Raw genomic sequence first — 11,431 nt, forward strand, 5'->3', positions numbered from 1 at the left:
ATGAGAATGAAAAAAGTAATTAGAGACGGAAATCAATCTTAACTGTTTTCTATCCATTAATTTTACGGTGCGGAAATGAGATTATCCGAAAACATTCAAAAACTAAAAACGAATTTCAAATCTTCATTTTGGGTAGCCAACGGAATGGAGCTGTTCGAAAGACTGGCATATTACGGTCAGGCTACCATTTTAAGCATATTCCTGCGCGACCATCTCAAATTTACGGAAGTAGAAGCCGGACAGCTATCGTCGATATTCGGCGGACTGATTTACCTGCTGCCGATTTTTGCCGGCGCAATTGCAGATAAAACGGGATTCAAAAAAGCCTTTTCGTTCGCATTCGGAGTTCTTGCAGTCGGTTATTTTCTAATCGGCGCCACAGGAATGAAAACTTTTTCAGGTTTGATTCCCGAATCGCTCCTGTTTCCGTTCCTTACAGTCATATTGATTTTCACGGCGCTTGGAGGCTCGTTTATCAAGCCGAGCGTACTGGGCACCGTAGCGCTTTCGACCAACGAAGAAACAAAATCGCTCGGATACGCTATCTATTACTGGCTCGTCAATATCGGCGCAGCCATCGGTCCCCTTCTGGCTTATCTTGTAAGAGATTACTTCGGTATTGAGTTCGTCTATCTCGTCTCGGCTATCAGTTGCGCCATGATGTTTTTCGTAACGCAATTTTTTTATAAAAATCCGGTTCAAAATTCCGATTCTCAGGACTTAAAAACCGTATTCAGCAATTTGATAAAAGTGCTCACAAACTTACGATTTATGTCGTTTTTGCTGATATTCGGACTCTACTGGGTGCTTTTCTGGCAATTTTTTATAATAATCCCGTTTTATATTTCCGACTTTATTTCGCTCGACACACCGATAGAATTGATATTATCTACGGGCGCATGGACAATAATTTTATTTCAGATACCCGTAAATCGTCTAACAAAAAAGATATCGACTCAAACTGCAATTGTTATCGGTTTCGCGCTGGCGACTTTTACATGGTTAATCTGGTATTTTGCGCTGCCGGTTACAAACGGAGCTACGATTAATCTTTTCGGAGGCGAGGTAGCGGCGAGTATACCTTTAATCGTTTTCGGCATATTCCTCTTTTCGATTGGCGAACAGACACAGGCTCCTCGATTTTACGAATATATAGCCGACCTGGCGCCCAAAGGTCAGGAAGCGTTATTTCAGGGATATGCCTTTTTGCCGATTGCGCTGGCGTGGGGATTCGGCGGTACGTTCGGCGGATGGATCTATCAGCTTTTTACAAAAGAAATCGACAATCCTCAGATGATTTTTCTCGTCATGAGCGGAATAGGTTTACTGGCAACGGTGCTGATGCTAATATATAACAAATTAACAAAGTCTAAAGGATAGTCAAAAGAAAAGATTGAGTTGTTTTTCGTTATTGATTACGGCTGCTTCGTGTTCGAGCAGCCATTTTTTTCTCCAGACTCCGCCCGAATAACCAACAAGACTTTTGTCCGAGCCGATTACTCTGTGACACGGTATAATAATCGGAATTTTGTTGTCGCCGTTTGCCCTTGCAACCGCTCGTATCGACCTCTCGTTCCCCAGCTCCCGAGATAATTTCAAATATGAAATTGTTTTGCCGTAAGGAATTTTCAAAAGTTCGTTCCAAACGCGTTTTTGGAATTCCGTTCCCTCCGGGTCGATATTAACGCTGAAGTCTTGTAACTCACCCTTGAAATATTGATTCAATTCTTCTACGCACTTTTCGAGAATTTTGTTCGGAATTTCCTGTTCCAATTCCACTCCGTCTATATCGAGAATAAAATGGATCGATTTGACGGCATTTTCGTCGGCGGTTATTTTCAATTTTCCGAGCGGAGAGTCGTAATATGTCAAATATTTACCCGGCATGAAACTCCCGATTTATCGGAGTATAATATAACTAAGAAGCTGAATAAATTCTGGTTAAAATTTCGATTACTTTGTCCCGGAGCAGAGGTTTTGAAATAAAATCGGTAAATCCTGCCGCAATAAAATTCTCTCTTGCTCCCGGCTGCATATACGCAGTTGATGCAATTATGGGTATATCTTTATAGCCCGGCATTTTACGCACTATACGGAGCACGTCCAGTCCGTTATACTCTCCCTGTAAATTGATATCCACAATCAGGAAATCGAAACGTCTGGTCTTCAGGAGAGGAATAGCCGCTTCGAGACTGGGAGCTACTTCGATCGTTTTGAGATCTTTCATTTGACTTTTAAACAATATCTGCGAGTCCACCTGGTCTTCGAGATAAAGACAAGTCATTGAAGTTAAGTCAAGTTTTTTCAACATGTTAGTTGCTTGTTTCTCAACTACATTAGAGATTGGTTTCTCTGCAGGTCTCTCGAATTTCTCTTCAACCGGTCTCGGGCTTTCTTCAATTTCGATTTCCCCGCCTTCGAACGGAGTAAATTTAAAGGGTACAACTATTCCCACCCGTTTTTTGTCCTTATCGCCTAAAGTTTTAAAACTTATTCCGAGTATCTCCATCAGTTTTTTGGCAAGTTTCATCGAAAATCTTGAGAATCCGTAATTCCTTCGGTTCAGGTTTTCGTCGTCGGTTAAGATATCGTGCATCCCCTTCAAAAGGTAAGGGCTTGCTCCCTCTTTAAGGTCGTCTATTAGAATAATCAAGTTATCGTCGTCTTCTTTCTTTGCCGACAGCTTCAATTCTTTTTCTTTGGTAATAGTGACGGCAAAATTTATCAGCATTCCGAGAAGACTTAAAAACTTTTGTTTGTCGGTTTCGAATTCGAGCGACGAGGATATTTTACCTTCTTTAACCGTTTTGCCGTGTTGTTTGGCGGTCTTTGTAATTACTTCTTCCAGTTCCGGTAGTAAGTCGGTTAACCTTACGTTCTCAATCTTGTATTTGATATTCTTTCGCAGGAATGCGGCGTATTCTACTGCGTTGTCCATAATTTGAAGAAGGGTTCTCTGATTCTCCTTAATAATTTCGACCGATTCTTTCTGTTCATCATTCGGATTTTCGATATTTTCCCATAAGTCCTGCGTAAAACCCATTATTACATTCAAAGGAGTCAACAACTCGTGGAATAAATTAGAAAGAAAAGCCGCATCGATATTGGAAGTTTCGTTAGCAACTTCAGCCGTTAAGTTTCGCTTTTCTTCGGGCTGGAGCCGGATTAAAAAGACCACCTGTTCAACTTTTCCTTCGTAATCTTTAATCTTGCTAGCCGCAATTTCGGCTTCAGTCAATTCGCCTTCGGATTTTTTGACGGAGACGTTTAATTTAATTGTATTGTTCGATTCGGCGTGCAAAACATTTTTATTGACTACAGCCCTGTCTTCGTCCGAAACTATACTTATAATCGGTCTGCCTTCGAGTTCCCTTTGCGAAAAGCCGAGCTGACGGGTCACGGAATCGTTTATAGAAACTATGAATCCGTCCTTATCGGTTACGATTACCAGGTCGCCCGTATTTTCAAAGACATGCCTGTATAGTTGATTCTCCCTTCTGGTTTTCAGTTCGAACGAAACTTCTCTTACCAAATTCAAATGAGCTTTTTTACCTTTATAAGATATCTCAACGCTTTTGATTGTAACATAAATATCTTTGCCGTCGCTTCTTTTATGTTTGAGCGGCTTGCCGCGCAGCGATTTGTCGTCGCTCTGGATCAAAGCCTGAACGTCTTCGGGCGCATATAAATCCGTCAAATCGAGTTCCAGAAATTTTTCTTTCGAATAACCGTATAATTTGAGCGCTTCGTCGGTAACGGCGAGGAATTTCAGATTTTCCAGGTCGTATACATAAGCTGCGTCGGGCACTATTTTAAGGTAATCTTCGATATCCAGACTTGCGTTCTCATCCGTCTGCTTCTCAACATGATATCCGGACAATATAACTCTGTCGACTTCCTTCAATGCGGTGAACGAATACAGCTTTTTATCAGCGGTTTCGATATCGAAAAGTTTATCTTCATACTTTTTATTTTCTTTCAGGAAAGAAGCGATTTTATTTACCGCATCCCTGCCGAAAACTTCGTGAAGTTTTGATTTCTTCCCGGACAGCTCGAAAACGCTTTCGAATTTTTCGTTGTATTCCGTTAACTCGAGGTTCTCGCCGACAACACAGGCGGGGAGCGGTATATGCCGTGTCAACGAGCGGACAATTTCCTTATCAGTTTCGACGTACGAAAATCCGATCAATGCTATTACATTATTTTCGAGGTCGCAAACCGGCAGCAGATAAATTGAGAAATTTTTCGTATCGCCCGCCGATTTCAATCCGCTTACGGCAATTATATTCGAAGTGTTTTTAATATATTCGTTGAGACGGGAATAGAGATTCACAAGATATTTTGGAAGGTAATCGCTTTCGCTCTTATTCTCGAGTTTTGAAGGCGTTGTGCCAAGCCACGACGCATACGCCTCGTTAGCGACCACAATTTTATCGTCCCGGTCTTTAATCCAAAAGAAATTTTTCAAACCGTTAATTTCTTTCTGGAATTTTACTTTTTCAATAAATGTAAAAGGATAAGAATTTTTTACTCTGTCTATTACCTTCAGAATTTCGTCGTCCTCTATTAAGTCCTCTATCTGATTGAGGGCTATTCTAATTTTATATGTATCCGTTTCCTCCGTCTTCGATTTTCCGGATAGAATGAAGTCGATATAAAAATAGATGTTGTTTTCGCTTTTTAGAGGAGTGTAAACAAGAGTATAAGTCAGTCTGTTGTCGTTAATGGTCAAAGGCAGATCAAACGCAGCGGGAGCGTTATTTCTTCTGCATTCTTCAAACTTTTCGATTATTCTGAATTTATATTCTTTGTCGACCGATTGGACGTCTTTCCAATACTGCAAGAAATTATTCTGGGGAGAAAGTCCCGGGAATAATTTTTTAATATCGTTGCTTACTGCGATAATCTTGCCGTTTTTGTCGACGATCAAACCGTGCTTATTTTCGTAATTCACTTTTAATTCCTTAGTCATGGCACAGTGATAGTGGCAATATTGGAATAATCCGTATAAATTCTGTTACCGAGCTTTTGACGCACGCGGTATTGATAAGTGACTCCCGATGTAACCGACGTATCGAACACAAACGTTGTGTCCGAATCGACCGACATTAATTCATTGAATTCACCCGAAGTTCCGATTCTCCTTTCGACAATCAACGAAACCGAGAGTTTCAGTTTATCGTTGTTTAGCCATTCCAGGCGGACGATATTGGGAGCGTAGACAGACGCATTGAGATTCGACGGCGCTTCCACGTCGGTATAATAAGTTGATATCGTTACTTCGTTGGAATATCCGCTTACGGACGTGGCCGTAAAATAAGCGACACGATATTTATACGCTTTGCTTCCTTCCACATTGTGGTCTTCGTAGTAGGTTTCATTCGGCCCGGTAATATCGATCAGTTCCCAGACGCCCGAAGAAGAATTATATCTTTCAATCTTAAAGCCCAATTCGTTGACGGCGAAGTCGTTCCATTTAAGAATAACCTTATGAGTTCCGATCGCTTCTGCTTGAAGATTCCACAATCCTCCGGGCAGAGAAGACGTGCTCACTTCATTGCTGAATTCCGAGTTTCCGGATTCGTTGAAAGCTCTTATTTTATAAAAATAATCCGTAAACGGAGACACACCGTTGTCGATTGTGCTGATTGTATTCGGAGGAAGCTTAATAATCAGGCTGTAGGAACCAGTTCCCTCTTTTCGCCACACTTCGAAACCGTCCTCATTTGTCGAATTATCCTGCCAAAGTAGCGTCACCGTATAGTCGCCAGTTCTTTTAATAACCAGATTCGAAGGCGCATTCGGAACTCTGTCTTTAACGTAAATATTGCTCTGGACTTCGCTTTCTTTGGCTTTTCCGTTTTTATTATAAACTTTTACAAAATAACTTATCCTTTTACCCAGCAACGCCTCGCCTATATTGAGATAGAGCGCAGGATTTGTGCCGTCCGTATTTTGTTCAAATCGTTCTGTAAAAGTATCGTTTACATAAATTTCGTAGAATGAAAGTCCTTCTCCGCCGGCGCCGTCGGCAGCTTGATAATTAATCAAATTCTGACCTACCATAACTGAATCCCCGCTTGCCGGCGAAAAAATTTCGATGGAAGGCTGCGCCGAGGTCGTCTGTGTGTTTGTAATCGGTTCTACGCATCCTCCGACGACTATTGCAAGAGTTATAAACAAATATATTTTGAATATTTTGTGCATCATACGCTGTTTTCGTCTATATTTTCAAAATCGATCAACAACGAACGAGTTTCGTGCGATTTCATCCTGTCAATATAAAAAATTACGGCTTGATTATCTTTTCTTACTTCGTAGCGGGGTATTTTTGTATTCAACATATCAGAACTTATCTTCACGTTTTTCACTTTTTTATTGAGGTTAACTTCGACTACGGCATTTTCAATGTCGTACTCGGACGGATTCGTAAGCTCTACCGCCACTCTTCTTTTGCTTCTCGATTCGTATCTTACTTCGAGGCTTTGCTTCTTGCGCCACCAACTTTTTAATTCGTCCAACGAAGTAATCCAGAAGTCCTTTCCTTTGGCGTATCTGATTACGTCGTTAATAACCGAAACGTATTGAGGCTGGAGTTGATAATTCGTATGAACCTTAAATACGAAAAGACCGCCCTCAAAGAGGAGTCTGTCGACGTCTTCTTCGTAAGTATATCTTTGAAATTTGGTTTCCGTCAATCCGTAATTGCGTATAACTTCGTAGTCGTCACGCGCGGTTTTGGTAATAATCATAATTTGTTTGTTGTTCCGAATTTTAATTTCGGGCACCGACCTGTCGGTAAGCGAATCGGTCAAAAGGAATCCGATATCTCTATTGGCCAGCGCCTGTAGAGTAAAATCGTTATAAAAACCGTATAGAGGCATAACCGCTTTAATGGGCTTACCGATAATCTTACCGATTGTATCCTGCGCAAACGCAATATTCGACAACTGGGTTTGCTTGTCGTAAAGCTTGTTTACGGTGTCTTCGGGAAATTCTAGGAACCCGATATCGACAATCGCCCCTATATCGCCGTTCTTTGCTAGCGATCTGACAACTGATTTATTTTTCAATGCGGTGTAAGGGTCGATGAAATATGTGGGTTTAATGTTATACTTACCGGTTACGGAAGCGATCGTTCTGATATTGCCCAGAGCTTCGTCGACAGTTGGGGCTAAAATCATGGCGGCTTTATAATCGCCCGGCCAATCTTTTGTATAAGCCGTCGGATTATATGTCAGCCAGTTTATTGAATTGTTGAACAGTTTTTCGAAGTAAACGAAATCTTTCTGGACGCCCAAAACCGAATTAATTTCGAAACCGAACCAAACGAACCTTCCCCGGCCGTATGTTCCGAAAGCAATGCCCGCGCTCTTCTGAATTTCTTCTCTTACCAGCCCGGCTTCCCTGCGGAAGTCGTACCAAAAGCTTACCTGAGTCGTGCGGGGTTCGATTACTTCGGCATAAATCGGTCTGTCCCATGTTGCAATTTTAAGAGCGTATCCGGTCGGTATACCGGCGGTTAACGGCAAATTGCCTCTAAGCGTGTGTATTTTATAAGTTTCCTCGGGTTTGATTTCCTTGTTGAATTTCAGACCGAAGACTTCAGTATAGAAATCCCAACCGCGCCATTTGCCTTCGTCCGAGAAAGTCGCAGGACCTCCGGTAACGAAAATGCTGCCTCCGTTTTCGACGTATTTTTTGAGCGCAATAATTTGCCGGTCGCTCAAGGATTTCGATCCTGGCAGCACGATGATTTTATAGCCGTAATGTTCGCCGCTTTCGATTTTCCGGTCGTCGATTACGTCGTATTTATAGCCTGCATTCGATACGAAACGCTCCCAAGTATCGATATTGTCCTTTAGCCAGGTGCTTCCCGAGGGCAACATATTTTCGGTATAACGGGAATAAAGAATGGCAATTTTTCCGGCTTTTTCGTCTTTGATAAGATTTTCTTTTGTAGGAATGATTTCCCGTATTTCGTAATCGCCGTAGATGTTCTTGAGAATGAGAAGAAATACAAGAAGAGCCGTAAAAAGCAGCACGAGTCCGCTTAAAAATATAATTAAGTAATTAACCCTCAGACCTTTATAATTTTCTTTTACCGCCACCTGAGGTTATCCTCTGTTTTTTTCCGTTGAACTGAGGGCTCTTCGTACCCTTCGGAAGTATAACGCATAAACTTTTTCCGATGCCGTTCAACCGTTGGAGTTCTTTCCTCTCTGGTAAAATCGCCCTGATACGAAGCGGGCGCCGGACCGACATAAGTGGGTCTCAGTTCCGGTCTTTCCATTTGTTCTCTCGGCGGTTCGTAACCCGCCTGCTGTTCGAATGTACTTCTGTACTGCGGCGCTTCAGCCGCCATCGGAGGCGGAGCCACTAATTCCGCCGGCACGGCAGCGGGTTGAGCGGCCTGCTCGGATACGCCTTTTCTTTCTCTTACTTTATAGAGAATGTACGCCCCGACAGCCAATATAAATGTCGAAATCGTTGCGACCAATACAATCAATGATAAAATCGGTATTAATTCCATTTCCTACCTCGGTTTTACTTATTATCTGGATGCACCCACCCGTTCGAGTTTTCCCCAGGTCATACTGAATCCGATAAACTCTTCTACAGTAGCCATAGCCTTTGTAACGTCAATCAGCAATATAAAAAAGACCCGGTAAATAATCGCATACGGCACAAGCCTGAACTCTTCCCTCTCGGCGGCGATACAAAAAACCGCCGACATCAGATCGAGTACGGCAATGCCCACCCACCAGAGAAATAGCGTAATATGAATTCCATAGAAAATTGCCACTATAATAAAATAGAGATTGACAAAAATATTCATAGCAGGCCATATCAGAGCTTCGTAGAACATCGACCACATAATAAAACTGTTATTAAAATTAAGAGTGGGATTATAGAGATATTTTTTGTGTTTTCTGATAGCCTGCAAAATACCGCGCGTCCATCTGTATCGCTGTTTGAGAAGCTGATAAATAGTTACTGGAGCCTCTGTGTATGCAATGGCTTTCGGCTCATAGACGATTTTCCATCCTTTAGCCAGAATTTTAAGAGTAATGTCGGCGTCTTCGGCAAAAGTATCGCTCGAATAAAATCCTGCGTCTCTCAATGTCGATTTTCTGAATACGCCGATGGGACCCGGAATAATATTTACCATTTGCATAAATCCCTGAGCGCTTCTTGCCAGATTCAATCCTTCGAGATATTCTAGAGCCTGCAAGTCGGTCAGCATTTTCTTTCGGTTTTGCACTTTAACGTTGCCGGCTACCGCTCCTACTGCCGGGTCAACGAAATGCCGCATTGCCATTTTCAATGTATCAGTAGTCAATTGCGAGTCGCCGTCCATACAAAGCACAAATTGCGCTTCGGAATATTGAATGCCGGCGTTCAAGGCTTTCGATTTACCGCCGTTGGGTTTGTTGATCAACGAAACTTTTATCATGGCTCTTTTGCCTTTATGATATCCCACCAGGCTTTCTGCAATTTCAGCCGTATCGTCGGTCGAGCCGTCGTTTACGATTATGATTTCATAATTCGGGTAGTCGAGTCCGAGCAACGATTCAACGGAAGATTTAATTATTTTCCCTTCATTATAAACGGGAACGATAATCGAGACGAAGGGATAATATCCCGGCTTGGTTTCGACTGTATATTTAGTCAAATAAAAATACGACATGAAAAGGATACCGAAATAGCGGATCAAAAGAATAAACAGGAAAATTACCAGAGATACAATCGACGAATAAACGAACAGACCGCTCCATGTCAGCACTGTAAAAGGCATTGTATAGATAATAGTCAAAATCAGGAACAACGAAATCAATCCCGATATAATCATCGTCCGGATTTTTTCGCGCGCCACATTCCGTTTGGGCGGCTTTATTTCCCTGTTGTCCAGAACTATTTGATATTTTGATTTTTCCTGTTTCATAAAATTTACACTATAATCATATTATATTACTCAATAACAATGCCATAGATTTTCTTCAATTACAAACGATATTCAGACTTTCCGAATCCGAAGCCAAATACAATTTAGATAAAATGACTCAAAATTAGACATTAAGAATATAGTCTTTTCAATAAATTATTGCAAGCTAATAAGTTACATTATTAAGCTAATTTTTTAGTGTAAAAGAATCAATATAACTTATTATTTTCTTAAAAAAATATTACCTGGAGGAATAAGCTTTCATAATTGCATTAAAGAGCAGCTCCGCAACTCTTTTGCCGCCGATTTTTGTAAAGTGTGAATAGTCTTTAAGAGCCATCGGCGGATTGGCGTTAACCCAGTCTTCCATCGAATTTTCGCCTCCCATCGCTTCCCACAAATTCCAGAAAGCAATTTTACCATCGCTTACAATTTGTTTCTGCGCATTCAAAAGCAAAGGAACGTCGGGATTCGTAATAAACCGTCCGCCTCGTTTCATTGTTTTATCGCCGACTCCCACCAGAATAAATCCGATTTTCGGAAAGACTTTTCTGAAATGTTCTATTACCTTCAGCATTTTATTTTTATAAAGTTTATAGATGGCTTTATTGGGAGAGTTTACGTTGGCGCCGTATGTAAGAATAATCAAACCGTAATTCGTAAGTTTTGCATAATCCCGTAGAATTTCTTCGGGAATGTCGGTTAACGAAACTCCGCTGTTGCCCGGCATCGGGAAATTATCGAGATAAATGCCGGAGCCGCTTTCCAGACTTACGCCGTAAATATAAGGCCGTTTTCCTTCGATAAATTTAATCAGGATCGAATTGGCATCGCCTTTTGCGTCGATAATCATTTCCTGCACATTATTCCCTTCTTTAAGACTAACTCTTACAGGCGAACCGTTATCGATCGTATATTCGATAACGCTGTTGCTTGCCGCATTACTGTAGAACAAACGCGCATATTTAAATGACGAGGCTGATTTTAATTCTCTGCCCGTTTCATATTTAACCCAGCTGTTTTTGTTAGGAATGGCTACCGAGCCGCTTATGCCGATGGGTAAATTATCGGGATTCCTTGTAATAACAGACACATAGTCCCAGTCGTCGGAATAACTGTGACGAGTCGTCGTCCTCATTCTGATATCGTTGGCAATAATTTGCATCATTCCGACGCCCTGTCCGCCGAATCTTGTTTGGAAATATTCTCTCAGGTATTCCGATATAACATCGCCCTGAATTAACGAATCGCCGAAATGCGCTATCCTTAAAACTAAATTTCCGTCTTTGTTTTTCAAACGGTCGAGCTGCTCGAAAAAGTATTCTAATTGCTCCAAATTGCCCGTTAAAGGCTCGTCCTTGCCGAGCGAGAAATAGAGGACGTCGTTTTTCGGACCGACAAACTCTATTTTCACGGGTTCGGATGCAAAAGCGAAATTATGTGTAAATAATAATATTAAAAATGTAATACGTAACATGGAATTCC

The 11,431-nt window shown here is 41.5% G+C and carries 8 protein-coding genes; 1 reads left to right on the top strand and 7 read right to left on the bottom strand.

All coding sequences use genetic code 11. From position 1 onward, the window contains the following. The first annotated feature begins 75 nt into the window (after positions 1 to 75). On the top strand, positions 76 to 1,380 hold the full coding sequence (locus ACOYVE_RS00320) for an MFS transporter (RefSeq protein ID WP_014856914.1): 1,305 nt from the start codon (positions 76 to 78) through the stop codon (positions 1,378 to 1,380). Here the strand turns inward: ACOYVE_RS00320 and ACOYVE_RS00325 are convergent, their stop codons facing one another. The 7 genes from ACOYVE_RS00325 to ACOYVE_RS00355 all read right to left on the bottom strand — a co-directional run bounded on the left by ACOYVE_RS00325 (position 1,381) and on the right by ACOYVE_RS00355 (position 11,423). Continuing rightward, positions 1,381 to 1,887, bottom strand: coding sequence for a methylated-DNA--[protein]-cysteine S-methyltransferase (locus ACOYVE_RS00325; RefSeq protein WP_014856913.1), 507 nt, complete (start codon positions 1,885 to 1,887; stop codon positions 1,381 to 1,383). 31 nt (positions 1,888 to 1,918) lie between these two features. After that, positions 1,919 to 4,954 (bottom strand): PAS domain S-box protein, encoded by a 3,036-nt coding sequence (locus ACOYVE_RS00330; RefSeq protein ID WP_014856912.1) that lies wholly within the window; start codon positions 4,952 to 4,954, stop codon positions 1,919 to 1,921. Between the two features lie 14 nt (positions 4,955 to 4,968). Further along, entirely contained in the window at positions 4,969 to 6,210 is a 1,242-nt protein-coding gene (locus tag ACOYVE_RS00335) for a fibronectin type III domain-containing protein (RefSeq protein ID WP_014856911.1), read from the bottom strand. Further along, the gene (locus ACOYVE_RS00340) at positions 6,207 to 8,111 is read right to left on the bottom strand and encodes a hypothetical protein (RefSeq protein WP_014856910.1); all 1,905 of its coding nucleotides are present in this window, start codon (positions 8,109 to 8,111) and stop codon (positions 6,207 to 6,209) included. The genes ACOYVE_RS00335 and ACOYVE_RS00340 overlap by 4 nt, the downstream gene beginning before the upstream one ends. Next, the gene (locus ACOYVE_RS00345; RefSeq protein WP_014856909.1) at positions 8,102 to 8,533 is read right to left on the bottom strand and encodes a hypothetical protein; all 432 of its coding nucleotides are present in this window, start codon (positions 8,531 to 8,533) and stop codon (positions 8,102 to 8,104) included. The genes ACOYVE_RS00340 and ACOYVE_RS00345 overlap by 10 nt, the downstream gene beginning before the upstream one ends. A gap of 21 nt (positions 8,534 to 8,554) precedes the next feature. Then, complete coding sequence (locus ACOYVE_RS00350; protein ID WP_014856908.1) at positions 8,555 to 9,946, bottom strand: glycosyltransferase; 1,392 nt, start codon at positions 9,944 to 9,946, stop codon at positions 8,555 to 8,557. Between the two features lie 241 nt (positions 9,947 to 10,187). Further along, positions 10,188 to 11,423: a periplasmic protein gene (locus ACOYVE_RS00355; RefSeq protein ID WP_014856907.1), complete on the bottom strand. Its 1,236-nt coding sequence runs from the start codon at positions 11,421 to 11,423 to the stop codon at positions 10,188 to 10,190. Between the last annotated feature and the right edge of the window lie 8 nt (positions 11,424 to 11,431).

The sequence above is a fragment of the Melioribacter sp. genome, assembly GCF_049325435.1.
Taxonomy (GTDB): Bacteria; Bacteroidota; Ignavibacteria; order Ignavibacteriales; family Melioribacteraceae; genus Melioribacter; species Melioribacter roseus.